The 19,584-nt window shown below is 71.1% G+C and carries 18 protein-coding genes; 14 read left to right on the forward strand and 4 right to left on the reverse strand.

Annotated elements, in window-relative coordinates; all coding sequences use genetic code 11:
- The first annotated feature begins 37 nt into the window (after window positions 1–37).
- From ruvC to ACZ5ON_RS04040, 9 genes are all read left to right on the forward strand, one after another.
- A complete protein-coding gene (gene ruvC, locus ACZ5ON_RS04000; RefSeq protein ID WP_465585105.1) occupies window positions 38–574 on the forward strand; it encodes a crossover junction endodeoxyribonuclease RuvC in 537 nt (178 codons plus the stop codon).
- The gene (gene ruvA / locus ACZ5ON_RS04005; protein WP_465585107.1) at window positions 571–1,182 is read left to right on the forward strand and encodes a Holliday junction branch migration protein RuvA; all 612 of its coding nucleotides are present in this window, start codon (window positions 571–573) and stop codon (window positions 1,180–1,182) included. Before ruvC ends, ruvA begins: the two co-directional genes overlap by 4 nt.
- Window positions 1,183–1,247: 65 nt before the next feature.
- Window positions 1,248–2,336 (forward strand): Holliday junction branch migration DNA helicase RuvB, encoded by a 1,089-nt coding sequence (ruvB, locus tag ACZ5ON_RS04010; protein WP_465585109.1) that lies wholly within the window; start codon window positions 1,248–1,250, stop codon window positions 2,334–2,336.
- A gap of 296 nt (window positions 2,337–2,632) precedes the next feature.
- The gene (gene yajC / locus ACZ5ON_RS04015; protein ID WP_465585113.1) at window positions 2,633–3,049 is read left to right on the forward strand and encodes a preprotein translocase subunit YajC; all 417 of its coding nucleotides are present in this window, start codon (window positions 2,633–2,635) and stop codon (window positions 3,047–3,049) included.
- A gap of 146 nt (window positions 3,050–3,195) precedes the next feature.
- Window positions 3,196–4,998 carry a protein translocase subunit SecD gene (secD, locus tag ACZ5ON_RS04020; RefSeq protein WP_465585116.1) on the forward strand — a complete coding sequence of 601 codons (1,803 nt, stop codon included), beginning with the start codon at window positions 3,196–3,198 and terminating at the stop codon, window positions 4,996–4,998.
- Window positions 4,999–5,002: 4 nt separating this feature from the next.
- Entirely contained in the window at window positions 5,003–6,106 is a 1,104-nt protein-coding gene (secF, locus tag ACZ5ON_RS04025; protein WP_465585118.1) for a protein translocase subunit SecF, read from the forward strand.
- Window positions 6,107–6,138: 32 nt separating this feature from the next.
- Complete coding sequence (locus ACZ5ON_RS04030) at window positions 6,139–6,690, forward strand: adenine phosphoribosyltransferase (protein WP_465585121.1); 552 nt, start codon at window positions 6,139–6,141, stop codon at window positions 6,688–6,690.
- A 170-nt stretch (window positions 6,691–6,860) separates the two neighbouring features.
- Window positions 6,861–9,272 carry a RelA/SpoT family protein gene (locus ACZ5ON_RS04035; RefSeq protein WP_465585124.1) on the forward strand — a complete coding sequence of 804 codons (2,412 nt, stop codon included), beginning with the start codon at window positions 6,861–6,863 and terminating at the stop codon, window positions 9,270–9,272.
- An 84-nt stretch (window positions 9,273–9,356) separates the two neighbouring features.
- The gene (locus tag ACZ5ON_RS04040) at window positions 9,357–10,145 is read left to right on the forward strand and encodes a hypothetical protein (RefSeq protein ID WP_465585127.1); all 789 of its coding nucleotides are present in this window, start codon (window positions 9,357–9,359) and stop codon (window positions 10,143–10,145) included.
- A 12-nt stretch (window positions 10,146–10,157) separates the two neighbouring features.
- On the opposite strand, the gene ACZ5ON_RS04045 is transcribed toward ACZ5ON_RS04040, so the two are convergent.
- Window positions 10,158–10,577, reverse strand: coding sequence for a MarR family winged helix-turn-helix transcriptional regulator (locus ACZ5ON_RS04045; protein WP_465585343.1), 420 nt, complete (start codon window positions 10,575–10,577; stop codon window positions 10,158–10,160).
- A gap of 96 nt (window positions 10,578–10,673) precedes the next feature.
- On the opposite strand from ACZ5ON_RS04045, the gene ACZ5ON_RS04050 reads away from it, so the two are divergent.
- The gene (locus ACZ5ON_RS04050) at window positions 10,674–11,537 is read left to right on the forward strand and encodes an NmrA/HSCARG family protein (protein WP_465585129.1); all 864 of its coding nucleotides are present in this window, start codon (window positions 10,674–10,676) and stop codon (window positions 11,535–11,537) included.
- Between the two features lie 88 nt (window positions 11,538–11,625).
- Here the strand turns inward: ACZ5ON_RS04050 and ACZ5ON_RS04055 are convergent, their stop codons facing one another.
- Both ACZ5ON_RS04055 and ACZ5ON_RS04060 read right to left on the reverse strand, forming a co-directional pair.
- A complete protein-coding gene (locus tag ACZ5ON_RS04055) occupies window positions 11,626–12,855 on the reverse strand; it encodes a DUF349 domain-containing protein (protein WP_465585131.1) in 1,230 nt (409 codons plus the stop codon).
- 264 nt (window positions 12,856–13,119) lie between these two features.
- Window positions 13,120–13,926: a peptidylprolyl isomerase gene (locus tag ACZ5ON_RS04060; protein ID WP_465585133.1), complete on the reverse strand. Its 807-nt coding sequence runs from the start codon at window positions 13,924–13,926 to the stop codon at window positions 13,120–13,122.
- A 249-nt stretch (window positions 13,927–14,175) separates the two neighbouring features.
- On the opposite strand from ACZ5ON_RS04060, the gene ACZ5ON_RS04065 reads away from it, so the two are divergent.
- The 4 genes from ACZ5ON_RS04065 to ACZ5ON_RS04080 all read left to right on the forward strand — a co-directional run bounded on the left by ACZ5ON_RS04065 (window position 14,176) and on the right by ACZ5ON_RS04080 (window position 18,586).
- Window positions 14,176–14,883, forward strand: coding sequence for an MBL fold metallo-hydrolase (locus ACZ5ON_RS04065; RefSeq protein ID WP_465585135.1), 708 nt, complete (start codon window positions 14,176–14,178; stop codon window positions 14,881–14,883).
- Window positions 14,884–14,894: 11 nt separating this feature from the next.
- The gene (gene hisS, locus ACZ5ON_RS04070) at window positions 14,895–16,157 is read left to right on the forward strand and encodes a histidine--tRNA ligase (RefSeq protein WP_465585137.1); all 1,263 of its coding nucleotides are present in this window, start codon (window positions 14,895–14,897) and stop codon (window positions 16,155–16,157) included.
- Window positions 16,154–17,950 carry an aspartate--tRNA ligase gene (gene aspS / locus ACZ5ON_RS04075; RefSeq protein ID WP_465585140.1) on the forward strand — a complete coding sequence of 599 codons (1,797 nt, stop codon included), beginning with the start codon at window positions 16,154–16,156 and terminating at the stop codon, window positions 17,948–17,950. The genes hisS and aspS overlap by 4 nt, the downstream gene beginning before the upstream one ends.
- Before the next feature lie 120 nt (window positions 17,951–18,070).
- Window positions 18,071–18,586 (forward strand): GNAT family N-acetyltransferase, encoded by a 516-nt coding sequence (locus ACZ5ON_RS04080; protein ID WP_465585142.1) that lies wholly within the window; start codon window positions 18,071–18,073, stop codon window positions 18,584–18,586.
- 57 nt (window positions 18,587–18,643) lie between these two features.
- Here ACZ5ON_RS04080 and ACZ5ON_RS04085 read toward each other — a convergent pair whose 3' ends face one another.
- Window positions 18,644–19,549: a LysR family transcriptional regulator gene (locus ACZ5ON_RS04085; protein ID WP_465585144.1), complete on the reverse strand. Its 906-nt coding sequence runs from the start codon at window positions 19,547–19,549 to the stop codon at window positions 18,644–18,646.
- Window positions 19,550–19,584 lie beyond the last annotated feature (35 nt).

Genomic DNA, 19,584 nt, shown 5'->3' on the forward strand with positions numbered 1-19,584 from the left:
GGTAACCTTCGCAGGTCGGAACGGAAGGTGGGGCTCGGTGAAGGTACTGGGCGTGGACCCTGGGCTGACCAGGTGCGGTGTCGGCGTGGTCGACGGTGCGCCCGGCCGCCCGCTGCGGATGCTCGGGGTCGGCGTGGTGCGGACCCCGGCCGAGGCGGAGATCGGGCAGCGGCTGCTGCAGATAGAGCAGGGCCTGGAGCGGTGGCTGGACGAGCACCGCCCCGACCTGGTCGCCGTCGAGCGGGTCTTCGCCCAGCACAACGTCCGCACCGTGATGGGCACCGCCCAGGCCAGCGCCGTCGCGATGCTCTGCGCCACCCGGCGCGGCATACCCGTCACCCTGCACACCCCCAGCGAGGTCAAGGCCGCCGTCACCGGCTCGGGCCGGGCCGACAAGGCCCAGGTCACCGCCATGGTCACCCGCCTGCTTCGGCTCGACGCCCCGCCCAAGCCCGCGGACGCCGCCGACGCGCTGGCCCTCGCCATCTGCCACATCTGGCGCGGCGGCGCCATCGACCGGATCGCCGCCGCCCTCGCCAAAGCACCGACCGCCCGTAGGGAGCACCTCCGATGATCGCCTTCGTCCAGGGCCCGGTCGCCGCCATCGCGGCCGGCACCGCCGTCGTCGAGGTGGGCGGCGTCGGCATGGCCGTCCAGTGCACCCCCGGTACCCTGGCCGGCCTGCGGCCGGGCGAGCACACCAGGCTCGCCACCTCGCTGGTCGTCCGGGAGGACTCGCTCACCCTCTACGGCTTCGCGGACGACGACGAGCGGGCCACCTTCGAGATCCTGCAGGCGGCCCCGGGCGTCGGGCCGCGCCTGGCCCAGGCCATGCTCGGGGTGCACACCCCCGACGCGCTGCGCCTCGCGGTCGCGAACGGGGACGAGAAGGCCCTGATCGCCGTCCCCGGTATCGGCAAGGCCAAGGCCGCCAAGCTGCTGTTGGAGTACAAGGACAAGCTGGGTGCCCCGCACGGCAGCGTCCCGGCGCAGAAGCCGATCGCCGCCGGTCCCGCTCCGTGGAGCCAGCAGCTGCACGCCGCCCTGGTCGGCCTCGGCTACGCCCCGCGCGAGGCGGACGACGCGGTCGCGGCCGTCACCCCCGAGGCTGAGGCGCAGGCCACCACCGATGTGGGCGCCCTGCTCAAGGCCGCCCTGCGCACCCTCAACCGCACCCGATGAACGACCACCCGACCAACCGTCACCAGGCGAACCACCACCCGACGAGCCGGCAGGAGCCCGCCGCGATGAGTCCGTACGACTTCGACCACGCCGACCGCATCGTCACAGCGGCCGCCGACGGCGAGGACCAGGCGGTCGAGGCGGCGCTGCGCCCCAAACAGCTGGACGAGTTCATCGGACAGGAGCGGGTGCGCGAGCAGCTCTCGCTGGTGCTGCAGGCCGCCCGCAAGCGCGGCACCGCGCCGGACCACGTGCTGCTGAGCGGCCCGCCCGGGCTGGGCAAGACCACCCTGTCCATGATCATCGCGGCCGAGCTGAACGCCCCGATCCGGATCACCTCGGGTCCGGCCATCCAGCACGCCGGCGACCTGGCCGCCATCCTCTCCTCGCTCACCGAGGGCGAGGTGCTCTTCCTCGACGAGATCCACCGGATGTCCCGGCCCGCGGAGGAGATGCTCTACATGGCGATGGAGGACTTCCGGGTCGACGTCATCGTCGGCAAGGGCCCGGGCGCCACCGCCATCCCGCTGGAGCTGCCCCCCTTCACCCTGGTCGGCGCCACCACCCGGGCCGGACTGCTGCCGCCGCCGCTGCGCGACCGCTTCGGCTTCACCGGCCACATGGAGTTCTACGCCCCCGCCGAGCTGCAGCGCGTGGTGCACCGCTCCGCGACCCTGCTGGACGTGGAGATAGACCCGGAGGGTGCGGCCGAGATCGCCGGCCGTTCCCGCGGCACCCCGCGCATCGCCAACCGGCTGCTGCGCCGGGTCCGCGACTACGCCCAGGTCAGGCATGACGGAGTGATCACCCAGGAGATCGCCGCGCAGGCCCTCCAGGTGTACGAGGTCGACGCCCGTGGCCTGGACCGGCTCGACCGCGCGGTGCTGGACGCCCTGCTCCGCCTGTTCGGCGGCGGCCCGGTCGGCCTGTCCACCCTGGCGGTCGCGGTGGGGGAGGAGGCCGAGACGGTCGAGGAGGTCGCCGAGCCGTTCCTGGTCCGCGAGGGCCTGCTGGCCCGCACCCCGCGCGGTCGGATCGCCACCGCCGCCGCCTGGACCCACCTCGGGCTCACCCCGCCGCAGACGCAGCCGCAGTCGCGCGGCCCGGTGCCCGCGCAGGGCGAGCTGTTCGACGGTGCGAGGGACACGGCGTGAGTGACGGCCGCGTGGAGGGAGCGCGGACGGCGACAGGCGCCGGATGCCGCCCGGGGAGCGGGCCCTGGCGGCCGCTCGGTGCGGTGCCCGCGCGAGGCGAACCGTTCGGGGGCACGAACGACGCGTGATGAGAACGGCCGGTCGGAGGGTCGCCACTTTCGGCGGCACTCTGCGATGCTTGGCGTTGTCCGATCAGTGCGGGTCGCCTAGACTCCGCCGGACCGCCCCTCTCACCTGACGGGCCGACGACCACCACTGGCCGCCCAGGCGGGCGGCCCGTAAGGATTCTGGCTGCTGTGTCTACTCTCCTTCTTCCCCTCGTCATGATCGCCGTGCTGTTCATGCTCTTCCGCTCGAACAAGAAGCGGCAGGAGCAGGCCTCGCAGATGCGTTCGGCGATGGAGCCCGGCTCGGGAGTCCGCACCATCGGTGGCATGTACGCCCTGGTGAAGTCGGTCAACGAGGAGACCGTCGAGCTGGAGATCGCGCCCGGTGTGGTGACCCACTTCATCAAGAGCGCCATCGCCGCCGTCCTCGAGCCGCAGGAGTACGACGCGATCATCAACGGTCGCCCCGCCGAGGACGAGCCGGCCGACGAGGTGGCCACCGAGGAGGAGGCCGCCGACGCGAAGCCGCTCAGCCTCGAGAAGGACGCGCCCGAGGACGTCAAGGACAAGGGCAGCGCCGACGGCGAGGCTCCCGCAGCCAAGTAACACGACCGGGCGACACCCCCGGCCGTAGCGGCACGAGCCGCGAGCCCACACCAGGACCTCAGGGCCGCCGCCTCCCCGTCCCGGTCCCGCCACGAGCCGGACCGGGCCGGTGGGGGCGGCGGCATGGACAGGGAGAAACGAGCAAGGTGGCAACACCAAAGTCGCGCCCGCGCGACGGCTACCCGGGACGGGCGCTGGCCCTGATCCTGGCGATCGCTGTCGGACTGGTCGCCGTCATGTTCTGGAAGGGTCACACGACCCCGCGACTGGGGATCGACCTCGCCGGTGGCACCAGCATCACGCTGACCGCCAAGTCCGATGACAAGGCCGCGATCAACAAGGCCAACATGGACACCGCGGTCACGATCATCAACAAGCGTGTCAACGGGATGGGCGTCTCCGAGGCGGAGGTGCAGACCCAGGGCAATGACACGATCATCGTCAACATCCCCAACGGCGGTGACCGGCAGGCCGCGATCGACCAGGTCGGCACCACGGCCAAGCTCTACTTCCGTCCGGTGCTGGCCTACGCCCCCACCGGTGTGAAGGCCCCGGCCCCCTCGTCCACCCCGAGCGCGAGCGGCAGCCCGTCGCCGTCCGCCAAGCCGTCCGCCGGCGCCTCGGCCGGCACCGGTTCCGCCTCGCCGTCCGCGAGCGCCAGCAAGGCGGGCCGAGCCCTCACCGACGCGCTGAAGGCCGACCCGTCGGCCTCGGCGGGCGCCACCCCGTCGGGCTCCGCGAGCGCCTCGGCGACGGCGAGCCAGAGTGCCGCGCCGTCCACCGCCCCGAACACCCCGTCCCCGGCGGACATGACCGCGGCCCTGACCCAGGGCACCGTGCCGCCCGAGCTGCAGCAGCAGTTCGCCGCGCTGGACTGCTCGGACCCGACCCAGCAGAAGGACTACCAGACCGACCCGGGCAAGTCCGCGGTCGCCTGCAGCTTCGACAAGGAGCAGGGCGTCTGGAACAAGTTCGCGCTCGGCCCGGTGTCGGTGAACGGCCAGGACGTCTCCAAGGCGGCTGCCACCTTCGACACCCAGCAGGGCGCCGGCTGGCAGGTCCAGCTCTCCTTCAACGACAAGGGCTCCAGCGCCTTCGCCGCCACCACCGGCAAGCTGGCCACCCAGCCCTCCCCGGCCAACCAGTTCGCCATCGTGCTGGACGGCAAGGTCGTCTCCCACCCGTACGTCAGCCAGTCGATCACCGGCGGCAACGCGGTGATCTCCGGCAGCTTCACCCAGGACCAGGCCAAGAGCCTGGCCAACGTGCTGAGCTACGGCGCTCTGCCGCTCACCTTCGACAAGAGCGACGTCACCACCGTCTCGCCGCAGCTCGGCGGTGACCAGCTGCAGGCCGGTCTGATCGCCGGTGCGATCGGCATGGCGCTGGTGGTCCTCTACTCGCTGGTCTACTACCGGGGTCTGGGCCTGGTCTCGATCGCCGGTCTGGTGGTCTCGGCGGCGCTCACCTACTCGATCATGTCGCTGCTCGGCGCCGGCATCGGCTTCGCGCTGAACCTGCCCGCCGTCTGCGGCGCCATCGTCGCGATCGGTATCACCGCGGACTCGTTCATCGTGTACTTCGAGCGCATCCGCGACGAGGTCCGCGAGGGCGCCCCGCTGCGCCCGGCCGTCCAGCGCGCCTGGCCGCGCGCCCGCCGCACCATCCTGGTCTCGGACTTCGTGTCCTTCCTGTGTGCCGCGGTGCTGTACGTCGTCTCGGTCGGCAAGGTGCAGGGCTTCGCCTTCACCCTCGGTCTGACCACCCTGCTCGACGTCGTGGTGATCTTCCTCTTCACCAAGCCGCTGATCACCCTCCTGGCCCGCCGCAAGTTCTTCGCGGACGGCCACCCGTGGTCCGGTCTGGACCCGAAGCGCCTGGGCGCCCGCCCGCCGATCCGGGGCAGCCGCCGCCGCTCCGCCGCCACCGCTGCCGTGAAGGAGGCCTGACGCGATGCCACGCTTCGGCAATCTCGGCCACCGTCTCTACCAGGGCGAGGTCAGCTTCGACTTCGTCGGCCGGCGCAAGCTCTGGTACAGCATCTCCGGCGTGATCGTGGTGCTCGCGGCGATCGGCCTGGCGATGGGTCTGCACCTGGGCATCGAGTTCAAGGGCGGGTCCGTCTACACGGTGACCAAGCCGGGACTGACGGTCGCCCAGGCGCAGGACGCCGCCAACAGGATCACCCATGACTCGACCGCGGTGGTCCAGCACACCGGCACCGGTGAGGTCAGGATCCAGGTGAGCTCCGCGGAGAAGGTGCCCGCGAGCACCTTCATCGAGGGCCTCTCCAAGGACCTGAACGTCCAGACCAAGGACATCAACGCCCAGGTGATCGGCCCGAGCTGGGGCCATGAGATCTCCCAGAAGGCCCTGCTGGGCCTGGTGATCTTCATGGTGCTGGTGACGGTCTACCTGGCCGTCGCCTTCGAGTGGCGGATGGCCGCGGCCGCCCTGGTCGCGCTGATCCACGACCTCCTGATCACCATCGGTGTCTACGCCCTGGTGGGCTTCGAGGTCACCCCGGGTACCGTGATCGGCTTCCTGACCATCCTCGGTTACTCGCTCTACGACACGGTCGTCGTCTTCGACACCGTGAAGGAGAACACCCGGGGCATCACCAAGCAGAACAAGCAGACCTTCAGCGAGGCCGCCAACCACGGCCTCAACCAGACCCTGGTGCGCTCCATCAACACCACCGTGGTCGCCCTGCTGCCGGTCTCCGCACTGCTGTTCATCGGCGGCGGCCTGCTCGGTGCCGGCACCCTGAACGACATCTCGCTCGCCCTGTTCATCGGTCTCGCGGCCGGTGCCTACTCCTCCATCTGCGTGGCCACCCCGCTGTACGCGCAGCTCAAGGAGCAGACCCCCCAGATGCAGGCGCTGGCCAAGAAGGTCCTCGGCCGCCGTGCCGCCGACGCCAAGCTGGCCGCCGAGGCCCCCGAGGACGCCGCGGGGGAGGCTGTCGAGGACGAGATCCCGGCAGGTATGGTCGGACAGCGCGGCGAGCCGGAGAGCCGGTCCCGCAGCAAGGGCCGCCCGTCCGGCAAGCGCTGAACCCACGCCGTACCTGTAGTAGAGGAACCCCCGTGACCGTTTCCGATCCCACCCTCGCCGAGCTGCTGAACAGCAGGATCCGGGACGTCCCCGACTACCCGAAGCCGGGTGTGCTGTTCAAGGACATCGCTCCGCTGCTCGCCGACGCGGAGGCCTTCGCGGCCCTCGTCGACGCGCTGGCGGGCCGGGCGAAGGCACTGGGCGCCACCAAGGTGGTCGGTCTGGAGGCACGGGGGTTCGTCCTGGCGGCCCCGGCGGCGTACGCGGCCGGGCTCGGCTTCGTGCCGATCCGCAAGAAGGGCAAGCTGCCGGGCGAGGTGTACGGCCGCTCCTACGAGCTGGAGTACGGCTCGGCGACCCTGGAGGTCCAGTGCGACGCCTTCGAGCCGGGCGAGAAGGTGCTGGTGGTGGACGACGTGCTGGCCACCGGCGGCACGTTGGGCGCCTCGCTGGACCTGGTCCGGCAGGCCGGTGCCGAGCCGGCCGGCGTGGTCGTGCTGATGGAACTGGGCTTCCTGCCCGGCCGTGACCGGCTCACCGAGCACCTGGGCGGCGCTCCGCTGGAGACGCTGGTCCTGGTCTGAGCAAGACCGCGCGGGGCGGTGACCACACACGTGGTCGCCGCCCCGCGCGTGTTCGCTCAGGCCGCTCGCACGCCGGGCGGTCGAACGCCGCAGTTCCAGGCTGGGTACCATGAAGATTCACCCCTTCCCGGTCGCGCGAAGGGGAAGGCAACGCGCCCCGAGGAGTGCCCTTGCCCGACGAGGCCCAGCCCACGGCCGAGGCCGCCGCCCCCGAGAACCGGCCCGCGCCTTCGGGGGCCACCCCGGTGCGTCCGGCGCCGCCCGCCACCTCGCGGCTCTCGTCCTCCGGTGGCATGCGAGCCCGCCTGGCCCGCCTCGGCGGCCAGCGCAGCACGATGCTGAACCCGGTGCTGGAGCCGCTGTTCCGCACCATCAGGGACAACGACCCGAAGGCTGACCCGGCCCTGCTGCGCGACATCGAGCGCGCGTACGTGGTCGCGGAGAAGTGGCACCGCGGACAGAAGCGCAAGAGCGGTGACCCGTACATCACCCACCCGCTCGCCGTCGCCACGATCCTGGCCGAGCTGGGCATGGACGCCCCGACCCTGATGGCCGGGCTGCTGCACGACACCGTCGAGGACACCGACTACGGCCTGGAGACGCTGCGCCGCGACTTCGGCGACTCGGTCGCACTGCTGGTGGACGGCGTCACCAAGCTGGACCGGGTCAAGTTCGGCGAGGCCGCGCAGGCCGAGACCGTGCGCAAGATGGTCGTGGCGATGGCCAAGGACCCGCGGGTCCTGGTGATCAAGCTGGCCGACCGCCTGCACAACATGCGCACCATGCGCTACCTCAAGCGGGAGAAGCAGGAGAAGAAGGCCCGCGAGACCCTGGAGATCTACGCCCCGCTGGCGCACCGGCTGGGCATGAACACCATCAAGTGGGAGCTGGAGGACCTCGCCTTCGCGATCCTCTACCCCAAGATGTACGACGAGATCGTGCGTCTGGTGGCCGAGCGCGCGCCCAAGCGGGACGAGTACCTGGCCACCGTGATCGACCAGGTCCAGGGCGACCTGAAGGGCGCCCGGATCACTGCCCAGGTGACCGGCCGGCCGAAGCACTACTACTCGGTCTACCAGAAGATGATCGTGCGGGGCCGCGACTTCGCCGAGATCTACGACCTGGTCGGCATCCGGGTCCTGGTCGACACCGTCCGCGACTGCTACGCGGCGCTGGGCACCATCCACGCGCGGTGGAACCCGGTGCCGGGGCGGTTCAAGGACTACATCGCCATGCCGAAGTTCAACATGTACCAGTCGCTGCACACCACGGTGATCGGTCCCGGCGGCAAGCCGGTCGAGCTTCAGATCCGCACCTTCGACATGCACCGTCGCGCCGAGTACGGCATCGCCGCGCACTGGAAGTACAAGCAGCGCGCGGTGGCCGGCGCCTCCAAGATCCGTACTGACACGCCGACCCAGGTCCGCAAGGAGGACAAGGCCGGAGCGGTCAACGAGATGGCCTGGCTGCGGCAGCTGCTGGACTGGCAGAAGGAGACGGAGGACCCGGGCGAGTTCCTGGAGTCGCTGCGCTTCGACCTCTCCAACAACGAGGTCTTCGTCTTCACCCCGAAGGGCGACGTCATAGCGCTGCCCGCGGGCGCCACCCCGGTGGACTTCGCCTTCGCGGTGCACACCGAGGTCGGCTGCCGCTGCATAGGGGCGAGGGTCAACGGCCGGCTGGTGCCGCTCGAGTCGACCCTGGAGAACGGCGACACCGTCGAGGTGTTCACCTCCAAGGCGGAGAACGCGGGCCCGTCCCGGGACTGGCTGAGCTTCGTCAAGTCCCCCCGCGCCCGGAACAAGATCAAGGCGTGGTTCTCCAAGGAGCGCCGCGAGGAGGCGATCGAGCAGGGCAAGGACGCCATCGCCCGGGCGATGCGCAAGCAGGGCCTGCCGATCCAGCGCATCCTCACAGGCGACTCGCTGGTCACCCTGGCGCACGAGATGCGCTACCCCGACATCTCCTCGCTCTACGCGGCGATCGGCGAGGGCCATGTCGCGGCGCAGAACATCGTGCAGAAGTTGGTGCAGGCGCTCGGCGGCGAGGAGGAGGCCACCGACGACCTGGCCGAGACCACCACCCCGACCCGTCAGGGCCGTGCGGCGCGGCGCCGGGCCAAGGGCGACCCTGGCGTGATCGTCAAGGGCGTCGACGACGTCTGGGTCAAGCTCTCCCGCTGCTGCACCCCCGTGCCGGGCGACCCGATCGTCGGCTTCGTCACCCGCGGCAACGGCGTCTCGGTGCACCGCTCGGACTGCGTCAACGTGGAGTCGCTGGCCCAGCAGCCGGAGCGGATGATCGAGGTCGAGTGGGCCGCCACCCAGTCCTCGGTGTTCCTGGTGGCGATCCAGGTCGAGGCGCTGGACCGCTCCCGGCTGCTCTCGGACGTCACCCGGGTCCTCTCGGACCAACACGTCAACATCCTCTCGGCGGCGGTGCAGACCTCCCGGGACCGGGTGGCGATGAGCCGCTTCACCTTCGAGATGGGCGACCCCAAGCACCTCGGGCACGTGCTCAAGGCGGTCCGCGGGGTCGAGGGCGTGTACGACGTGTACCGGGTCACCTCCGGACGGAAGTGATCCGACCGCCGAAGCCGCTCTGATGTGCGCGGGGCCTCCTGCCGGTACAGGCTGGGAAGAGTCAACCCAGTGGTGGGAGGCCCCATGAACCTCAAGCTGACGACTGTGACCGCACTTGCCTGTGCGGCGTTGACGGCAGGTGCGCTGGGAGGCGGCGGCACGGCCCTGGCGGCCGCTTCGCCCTCACCCTCGCCGTCCGCCGCCTTAGCGTCCAACGGTGTCGCGAAGCTGTCCGGGTCGAACGTCGTGCTGGCGGCGATCAAGGCGCTCAAGGACGGCCAATCGTCCCACGTCAACGGCCGGATCGACGACGGCGTCAACCTGGTCACCTTCGACCTGTCGATGGACGTCGGCGGCAACTGCAACGGTTCCGTGAGCGAGAGCTTCCTCGGCAACTTCCAGGTCATCAGGGTGGGCAATGACCTCTGGGTCAAGCCCGACCAGGCGTTCTGGCAGAACCACGGCGGACAGGCGGTGGCCCAGCTGGTGGGCGACCGCTACCTCAAGACCACCGCCGACAACGTGCAGTTCCTGGAACTCGCCTCGATCTGCGACCTGTCCCAGCTGGCCGACTCGCTGTCGCCCACCGGGGTCGACCTGACCACGGGCCCCCAGGGCTTCAGCAACGGCGTTCCGGCGGTGTCCGTACTGGGCACCAAGGGCGAGGAGCACGGCACCCTCTGGGTGGCCACCCAGGGCCGTCCCTACCCGCTCCACTTCCAGCGGACCGGCGGCATCGGCAGCGAGACGCTCAACTTCAAGGAGTTCTCCGTGCCGGTGAAGAACACCACCCCTGCGCCTTCGCAGAGCATCGACCTCAACCGGCTCACCCAGATCTTCGGGTCGACTCCCTCCGGGACGGCGACCACCTGATCCGGCCGGCGCCTACCCGGCTCGGCCCATCTCCCTGAGCAGCTCGACCTGCCTGGCGGCGAGTTCGGTGGTGCGGCGCATGTGACGGGTGAGGAAGGCGAGTTCGGCGTCGCTGTACCCGACCAGCAGCGTCTGCCAGCCCTCGCCCAGACGGGCCCAGAGCTCGCCGAGCCGCCTGGTCGCCTCGGGCACCGGTTCGACCAGTACCCGCCGCCGGTCGGAGCTGTCGCGGCGGCGGGTCACGTACCCCGCCTTCTCCAGGCGGTCGACCAGGCGGGTCGCCGAGCCACTGGTGAGTCCGGTGAGCTCGGCGACCCGCCCGGTGGTGAGCGGACCGCTCTCCAGCGTCAGCAGATTGAGGCACTGCACATCGGTGGGGTGCAGGCCGAGATGGTCCGCGATCGCCTGGTTGAACAGGGCGTACGCGGCCATGTAGCGGCGGGACTCCTGCTCCAGTTCGGTCGGCCGCACCGGTCACCTCCGAAAAAATATCTGCGCGACGCAGAGATTGCGTCGTACAGTTCCTGCATGACGAATGAATCCTATGTCGCCGTCGCGGGTGCGACCGGCGCCCAGGGCGGAGCGGCCGCCCTTGCCCTGCTGGAACGGGGCTTTCGCGTGCGGGCGTTCACCCGTCTGCCGCAGTCGTCCGTCGCCGCGCGGCTGCGCGCGGCCGGGGCCGAGGTGGTCTTCGCCGACTTCGACCGGCGGGAGTCGCTGGACGCGGCGCTGATCGGGGTGGACGCGCTCTTCGCGATGTCCACGCCCTTCGGTACCGACACCGGGACGGAGGTGCGGCAGGGGACGGCGCTGCTGGACGCCGCCGCGGCGGCGGGGGTCGGTCGGATCGTGTTCAGCTCGGCCGCCCACGCGGACCGGGGGACCGGCATCCCGCACTTCGACAGCAAGTACCGGATCGAGCGGCACCTGGCCGGGCTCGGCGTGCCCTGGACGGTGCTCGGGCCGGCGGCGTTCATGGAGAACTACACCGGGGAGTGGACGCTGAGCGGCCTGCGGGAGGGGAGGTTCGTGCTGCCGCTGCCCGCGGACCGTCCGCTCGCGCTGATCTCCGCGCGGGACATCGGGGCCTTCGCGGCCGAGGTCTTCGCCAGGCCCGAGGAGTTCGCCGAGCGGCGGATCGACATCGCCTCCGACCGGCTCACCTGTCCCGGGATGGCCGAGGTGCTCAGCGGGGCGTGCGGGCGGCCGATCGGCTTCGAGACCAAGCCGCTCGCCGAGATCGAGGCGTACTCGGCCGATCTGGCCGCGATGTTCCGCTACTTCACCGAGGTAGGCCTGGACGTCGACGTGGAAGGGCTGCGCCGGGACCATCCCGAGGTGGGCTGGCAGCGCTTCGCGGACTGGGCCGCCGAACAGCACTGGCGCCTGTAGGCAGGGCAAGGACAGGGGCGCCGGAGGCCGCGTGGACGGCCCCGCGCGGGCTACCGGACGAGGACCGGCGCCCCTGTCACAGCGGTACTCAGCCGCTGAACTCCTGCAGGCTCTTCTGGGCCTGGTCCAGCAGCGCCTGACGGCCCGCCAGTTCGGACTCCAGCTTGGCGACCTTGCCCGCGTTGCCGGCGGCACGGGCCTTGTCCAGGTCGGACTGGAGCTTGTCCACGGCGGCCTGGAGGAGACCGGTCATACCGGCGGCGCGGGCCTTGGCCTCCGGGTTGGAGCGCTTCCACTCGGCGTCCTCGGCCTCGCGGATGGCCCGCTCGACCGCGTTCAGGCGGCCGTCCAGCTTCGGCCGGGCGTCGCGCGGCACGTGGCCGATCGCCTCCCAGCGCTCGCTGATGTCGCGCAGCGCGGCCTTGGCGGCCTTGAGGTCGGTGACCGGCAGGATCGCCTCGGCCTCGACCAGCAGGGTCTCCTTCAGCTTCTGGTTCTCGACCTGCTCGGCGTCCCGCTCGCTGAAGGCGGCGGCACGGGCCTGGAAGAAGACGTCCTGCGCGCCCCGGAACCGGGCCCACAGCTCTTCCTCGGCGTCCCGCTGGGCCCGCCCGGCGGCCTTCCAGCGCGCCATCAGGTCGCGGTAGGCAGCGGCCGTGTCGCCCCAGTCGGTGGAGTCGGACAGCGCCTCGGCCTCGGCGACCAGCCGCTCCTTGGTCGCGCGGGCGCTCTCGCGCTCCGCGTCCAGGGTCGCGAAGTGCGCCTTGCGGTGCTTGGAGAACACCGAGCGGGCGTGCGAGAAGCGGTGCCACAGCTCGTCGTCGCTCTTGCGGTCCAGGCGGGGCAGGCTCTTCCAGGTGTCCACCAGGGCGCGCAGCCGGTCGCCGGCCTCCCGCCACTGGGTGGACCCGGCGAGCCGCTCGGCCTCGGCGACCAGGTTCTCCTTGGCCGTACGGGCGTCCTCCTGGGCCTTGGCGCGAGCCGCCTTGCGCTCCGCCTGCCGGGACTCGATCTCGCCGCTGAGCGTGTCGAGCCGCTGGGCGAGCGAGGCCAGGTCGCCGACCGCGTGCCCCTCGACGACCTGCTGGCGCAGGTGCTCCAGCGCGGTCTGGGCGTCCTTGGCGGCCAGGTCGGTCTTGCGGACGCGGTGCTCCAGCAGGCCGATCTCGGCTTCCAGGCCCTGGTACTTGCGCTCGAAGTAGGCGAGGGCCTCCTCGGGGGAGCCCGCCTGCCAGGAGCCGACGAGGTGTTCGCCCTCGGCCGTCCTGACGTAGACGTTCCCCTGCTCGTCGACACGGCCCCACGGGTCGCTGCTCACAGCGCCTCCTCCACATGACGTCGCGCCCACCCGAGTGTGGTGCGCGTACGTCGTCCACAGTTGATGTGCGGCGGACCGATGGAGTCCGCCGTCCGAGCCGTCGAGTTTGTTCGCGCCGAGGGTGACGGCCGACGGTCAGGGCACCCTATACAACAGCAACATAGGCGACCAGCGCCGGTGCTGTCCGCATCCGGGCCGGGCGATTTCTGGCGGCGCTGCCTCCCGGGCCGCCCGCGCGGCAGCGGGAGGCAGCGCCGCAGAGTATCAACTCTTGGCGGCGGTAACCGAGTTCAGTACCACGTTGGCGTTCGGGGCGCCGTCGCCCGGGCGGTTGGCGTCGTTCTCGCCGCCGCCTGCGATGTTGTTCAGCACGTCCAGGCCGTCGGTGATCTTGCCGAACGGGGTGTAGTTGGGCGGCAGCTTGGTGTCCTTGTAGACCAGGAAGAACTGGCTGCCGTTGGTGCCCGGACCGGCGTTGGCCATCGCCACGGTGCCCGCCGGGTAGGTCGCGCCGGTCAGGTTCTCGTCCGCGAACTGGTAGCCGGGGCCGCCGGATCCGGTGCCCGTCGGGTCGCCGCACTGCAGCACGTAGATGCCCGAGGTGGTGAGCCGGTGGCACTTGGTGTGGTCGAAGTACTGCTCGCCGGCGAGGAAGACGAAGGAGTTGACCGTGTGCGGCGCCTTCGCGGCGTCCAACTCCAAGGTCACCTTGCCGCAGCTGGTGCTCAGCGTGGCGGTGTACTTGGCGCCGGTGTCGACCGACATGGCCGGCTCGGTCTTCCACTGCTTGCCGTTCGGCTTGCCGGGCGCCGGGTCGGCGCAGCCCTTGACCGGGGTGGGGGCGGCGGTCGGGGTCGGAGCGGCCTGCGGCGCGGCGTTCTTGGACGTGTGCTTGTCGAACATGCCGCCCGCCCAGGCGCCGGCGCCGGCGATCACCACGACGGCCGCGACGGCTGCGCTCACGACGGCGTTGCGGCGCTTGGCCTTGCGCTGGGCCTCTACCCGGCGTTCCATCTGCCGCTCGTACTTCTCGCGGGCGAGCTGCCGCCGCCGCTGTTCGCTGCTGACCACCGGCCGTGTCTCCTGATGTCGTGCCTGCTTGTCGTGCGGGATCATCCCACCCGCTGGCGGCCAAGTGTAAAGACCTGGTGCGTAAGTGCGGGATCAACCGGAGGTTCCGGCAGCCGCGAGTCGGCGGGGCCCGGGGCGGACTCACCGCTATCTGGTTCGCAACCGGTGCCGTACCGCCGGTAGGCTGCGGTGAGACCAGCGGTGACGAATCAGGGAAGGCACCGCCACCCGAGAGCATGAGGACGTCACGTGTTCGTCGCCGGATTTCCAGCCGGAGCCTGGGGCACCAACTGCTACCTGGTCGCCCCGGCCGCCGGTGAGGAGTGCGTGATCGTCGATCCCGGCCACGAGGCGGCCCGGGGCGTCGAGGACCTGATCCGCGAGCACCGGCTGAAGCCGGTGGCCGTGCTGCTCACCCACGGGCACATCGACCACATCGCCTCGGTGGTGCCGGTCTGCGGCGCCCGGAACGTGCCGGCCTGGATCCACCCCGAGGACCGCTACATGATGGCCGACCCGGAGCGGGCGCTCGGCCGCTCGCTCGGGCAGCAGCTGATGGGCTCGATCACGGTCGGCGAGCCGGACGACGTACGGGAGTTGAAGGACGGCAGTGTCCTGGAACTGGCGGGCCTGGAGCTCACCGTCGACCACGCGCCCGGCCATACCGGGGGGTCGGTGACCTTCAGGACGCCCGCGGCCGGAGAGGTTCCTCCGGTGCTGTTCTCGGGCGATCTGCTCTTCGCCGGCTCCATCGGGCGCACGGACCTCCCGGGTGGTGACAGCAAGGCGATCATGGAATCGCTGGCCCGGGTCTGCCTGCCCCTCGACGACGCCACCGTGGTCCTCTCCGGCCACGGCTCCCAGACCACCATCGGCCGTGAGCGCGCCACCAACCCCTACCTCAGGCAGGTAGCCGGAGCGGGGGACGCTCCAGCTGTCCCGCGACGAGGAATGTGACGGAAGAGAAGTTGAGTACCTTCACCGCCCCCAAGGGCACCTACGACCTGCTGCCGCCCAGCTCCGCGACCTTCCTGGCGGTCCGCGAGCGCCTGTCCGCGCCGCTGCGCCGGGCCGGGTACGGCTACATCGAGACGCCGGTCTTCGAGGACGTCAAGCTCTTCTCGCGCGGTGTCGGCGAGTCCACCGACATCGTCACCAAGGAGATGTTCTCCCTTACCAAGCGCGGCAGCGAGGACCTCGCGCTGCGCCCCGAGGGCACCGCCTCCGTGCTGCGCGCCGCGCTCCAGGCCAACCTGCACAAGCTCGGCAACCTGCCGGTGAAGCTCTGGTACTCGGGCTCGTTCTACCGCTACGAGCGCCCGCAGAAGGGCCGCTACCGCCAATTCGCCCAGGTCGGCGCAGAGGCGCTCGGCGCCGAGGACCCGGCGCTGGACGCCGAGCTGATCATCCTGGCCGACGACGCGTTCCGCTCGCTGGGGCTGCGCGACTACAAGCTGCTGATCAACAGCCTGGGCGACAAGCAGTGCCGCCCGGTCTACCGCGCCGCGCTCCAGGAGTTCCTGCGCACCCTCGTCCTGGACGAGGAGACCCGCCGCCGCTGCGAGATCAACCCGCTGCGCGTGCTGGACGACAAGCGCGAGAACGTCCAGGTGCAGCTGGCCGACGCCCCGCGCCTGCGCGACTACCTGTGCGAGGACTGCAAGGCGTACGACGAGAAGGTCCGCGAGCTGCTGACCGCCGCCGGTGTCGCCTTCGAGGACGCCCCGAGGCTGGTCCGCGGCCTGGACTACTACACCCGGACCACCTTCGAGTTCGTGCACAACGGTCTCGGCGCCCAGTCCGCGATCGGCGGCGGCGGCCGCTACGACGGCCTGTCCGAGATGCTCGGCGGCCCCGCGCTGCCGTCGGTCGGCTGGGGCCTCGGGGTGGACCGCACCTACCTCGCGTTGGAGGCCGAGGGCATCACCCTCGACCTGCCCGGCGCCACCTCGGTCTACGCCGTGGCGCTCGGCGAGGAGGCCAAGAACGTGCTCTTCGCCAAGGTGATCGAGCTGCGCCGGGCCGGCGTCGCCACCGACCTCGCCTTCGGCGTCAAGGGGATCAAGAACGCCATGAAGTCCGCCGACCGTTCCGGCGCCCGCTTCGCCCTGGTCGCCGGGGACCGAGATCTCGCCGAAGGGGTCGTCCAGCTCAAGGACATGGCCACCGGCGAGCAGGCCCCCGTCGCCCTCGAAGCACTCGTATCCACCCTGAAGGAGAAGCAGCTGTGATCCGCACGCACGACGCGGGCACGCTCCGCGCGGAGCACGCCGGAGAGTCCGTCACCCTGGCCGGCTGGGTCGCCCGCCGCCGGGACCACGGCGGTGTCGCGTTCATCGACCTGCGCGACGCCTCCGGCACCGTGCAGATCGTGGTCCGCGACCTGGAGTCGGTGCACGGCCTGCGCGCCGAGTACTGCGTCAAGGTGGTCGGCGAGGTGCGCGTCCGCCCGGAGGGCAACGAGAACCCGGAGATCCCGACCGGCAAGGTCGAGGTCGTGGTCAGCGAGATCGAGGTGCTCTCCGAGGCGGCCCCGCTGCCGTTCCCGGTCGCCGAGTACGAGCCGGGCACGGTCAACGAGGAGGTCCGGCTGCGCTACCGCTACCTGGACCTGCGCCGGGAGGGCCCGGCCAAGGGCCTGCGGCTGCGCTCCAAGGTCAACAACATCATCCGCCGGGTGATGGAGGAGAACGACTTCCTCGACATCGAGACGCCGTACCTCACCCGCTCCACCCCCGAGGGCGCCCGCGACTTCCTGGTCCCGGTCCGCCTGCAGCCCGGTTCCTGGTACGCGCTGCCGCAGTCGCCCCAGCTGTTCAAGCAGCTGCTGATGGTGGCCGGCATGGAGCGCTACTACCAGATCGCGCGCTGCTTCCGCGACGAGGACTTCCGCGCCGACCGGCAGCCGGAGTTCACCCAGCTGGACATCGAGGCCTCCTTCGTCGACCAGGAGGACATCCTGGCCCTCGGCGAGAAGATCATCGCTGCCATCTGGCGCGAGGTGCACGGCTACGAGATCCCGAACCCGCTGCCCCGGATGAGCTACGCGGACGCCATGTCCCGCTACGGCTCCGACAAGCCGGACGTCCGCTTCGGCCAGGAACTCGCCGACCTCACCGAGTATTTCAAGGGCACCGGGTTCCGGGTGTTCCAGGCGCCGTACGTCGGTGCGGTGGTCATGCCCGGCGGTGCCTCGCAGCCGCGCAAGCAGCTGGACGCCTGGCAGGACTGGGCCAAGGCGCGCGGCGCCCGGGGCCTGGCGTACGTCCTGGTCGACGCCGAGACCGGTGAGCTGCGCGGCCCGGTCGCCAAGAACCTCTCCGAGGAGCACCTGGCCGGCCTCGCCGCCGCCGCGGGTGCCAAGCCGGGCGACGCGGTCTTCTTCGCGGCCGGCCGGAAGACCGCCTCGCAGGAGCTGCTCGGCGCCGCCCGACTGGAGATCGGCCGCCGCTGCAACCTGATCGACGAGTCGAAGTGGGCCTTCCTCTGGGTGGTCGACTTCCCGATGTTCGAGCCGATCGAGGACGACAAGGGCGAGTTCCAGGGCTGGCACGCGGTGCACCACCCGTTCACCGCGCCGACCGCCGAGTCGCTGGCCACCTTCGACACCGACCCGGGCAATGCGCTCTCCAACGCCTACGACCTGGTGCTCAACGGCTCGGAGCTGGGCGGCGGTTCGATCCGTATCCACCAGCGCGAGGTGCAGAAGCGGGCGTTCGACGCGATCGGGCTCTCCGAGGACGAGGCCACCTCACAGTTCGGCTTCCTGCTGGACGCCTTCAACTACGGCCCGCCGCCGCACGGTGGCGTCGCCTTCGGCCTGGACCGGATCGTCACCCTGCTCGGCGGGTACGACACCATCCGGGACGTGATCGCCTTCCCGAAGACCTCCACCGGTGGTGACCCGCTGACCGGCGCGCCGACCCCGATCACCGCGGCCCAGCGCCGGGAGGCCGGTGTCGACGCGCAGCCCAAGGCCGCGGCCGAGGCCAAGGCCAAGACCGAGGTCTCGAACGAGGCCTGAGGGACGGGTCCGGTCGGATCAGTAGCATCACCTTCACGGCCCCGGTCCGGTGTCCCCGACACCTGGCCGGGGCCGGTCCACAACGTCCCACAACGGGGTGTGACTAGCGGAGGACCGAGCATGAACGTACGTATCAGAGTTGAGCGCCCCTCGGACGCTCCGGCGACCAGACGCGTGCACATGGCCGCCTTCCCCGGGCCGGACGAGGCCGATCTGGTGGACGCGCTGCGCCAGGACCCGTCCTGGCTGGACCAACTCTCCGTGGTCGCCGTGACCGACCTGGCGGAGCGCGAACTGGTCGTCGCGCACGCGCTGTTGACCCGGCTCCGGATCGGCCAGGGCGAGGGGCTGGCGCTCGCCCCGGTGGCGGTCGCGCCCGAGTGGCAGGGCAAGGGCGTGGGCCGGATGGTGGTGCAGGCCGCCCTGGACGCGGCGGACGCGGCCGGGGAGCGGCTGGTGGTGGTACTCGGCGACCCCAACTACTACCGGCACTTCGGCTTCACCCCGGCCTCCCGGCACGAGGTCACCGGGCCGTTCCCGGTCCGCGACGAGTACTTCCAGGCACTGCCGCTCACTTCCTACGACGGGCGCCCGCGCGGCCTGTGCCGCTACCCGACGCCGTTCGAGGCGAGCTGAACCACCGCCTTGTGGGCGGGAGGTGCGTCCTCCTGCCGGGTGCGAGCTTCCCGTGCGCTACCGGTTCGCCCCGACCGCGATGGTCTGCCGGCAGCTGCGGATGAAGGCGTCCATCGCGGGGGTCGCCGACCGGTCGCGCAGCCAGTGCAGGCCGACCTGGCTGGGGCTCAGGCCTCGCACCGGGCGGAACGCCACGTCCGGGCGCGGGGCGAGGCGCCGCATCGACTCGGGGGTGAAACCGACGCCCTGCCCGCAGGCTATCGCCGCCAGCCACTCGTCGGCGTTGTGCGCCACGGCGCCGATCGTGACCGGTCTGCCGCCGCGCTCCTCAACACCGAGCCAGTAGTCCCGCCAGGCGCCCGACTCCTGCGGTATCGCCACGAAGGGCTCGTCCAGCAGATCGGCGAGGTCCACCGACTCGCGGGCGGTCAGCGGGTGTTCGACCGAGAGCGCCACCCAGCGCTCCTCGGTGCCCAGCACGGCGGTCGCGAACTCCCGTGCCAGCGACGCCGGACCGTGCCAGAGCACCAGATCCGTCTCGCCGGAGGCCAGCCCCGAGGTGGGGTCCACCCAGTTGTTCTGGCGCATCCGGACCTGCCAACCGGGCATCCGGCGGCCGAACTCCGCGATGGTGGGCAAGCCGACCAGGTTGATGGTGCTGCCCGAGAAGCCCACCCGCAGCGTGCCGCCGGCCGTGTCCGCCGCCTGCCGGGTGGCCCGCAGTGCGTCCTCCCAGCTCTCCAGCATCCGCGCCGCGTGGGTGGCCAGCGCGTGCCCGGCCGCGGTGGGCGTCACCCCCTCCCGGGAGCGCCGCAGCAGGGTGACCCCGAGCTCGCTCTCCAGCCTGCGGATCTGCTTGGTCAGGGTGGGTTGGGAGACGAACAACCGGCCCGCCGCGGCGGTGAGCTGGCCCTCTTCGCAGACCGTGGTGAAGTAGCGCAGCAGCCGGGTGTCTATGTCCATTCCCCAAGGTTATGGAAGGGGCTATTGGACCCGGG

The sequence above is a fragment of the Kitasatospora sp. NPDC032150 genome (assembly GCF_055579945.1).

Coding starts and splice junctions, on each gene's coding strand:
- secF (WP_465585118.1), top strand. CDS start 5,003: ATGCCACGCTTCGGCAATCTCGGCCACCGTCTCTACCAGGGCGAGGTC.
- ACZ5ON_RS04085 (WP_465585144.1), bottom strand. CDS start 19,549: ATGGACATAGACACCCGGCTGCTGCGCTACTTCACCACGGTCTGCGAA.
- ruvB (WP_465585109.1), top strand. CDS start 1,248: ATGAGTCCGTACGACTTCGACCACGCCGACCGCATCGTCACAGCGGCC.
- ruvA (WP_465585107.1), top strand. CDS start 571: ATGATCGCCTTCGTCCAGGGCCCGGTCGCCGCCATCGCGGCCGGCACC.
- ACZ5ON_RS04040 (WP_465585127.1), top strand. CDS start 9,357: ATGAACCTCAAGCTGACGACTGTGACCGCACTTGCCTGTGCGGCGTTG.
- ACZ5ON_RS04080 (WP_465585142.1), top strand. CDS start 18,071: ATGAACGTACGTATCAGAGTTGAGCGCCCCTCGGACGCTCCGGCGACC.
- ACZ5ON_RS04045 (WP_465585343.1), bottom strand. CDS start 10,577: ATGGCCGCGTACGCCCTGTTCAACCAGGCGATCGCGGACCATCTCGGC.
- ACZ5ON_RS04050 (WP_465585129.1), top strand. CDS start 10,674: ATGACGAATGAATCCTATGTCGCCGTCGCGGGTGCGACCGGCGCCCAG.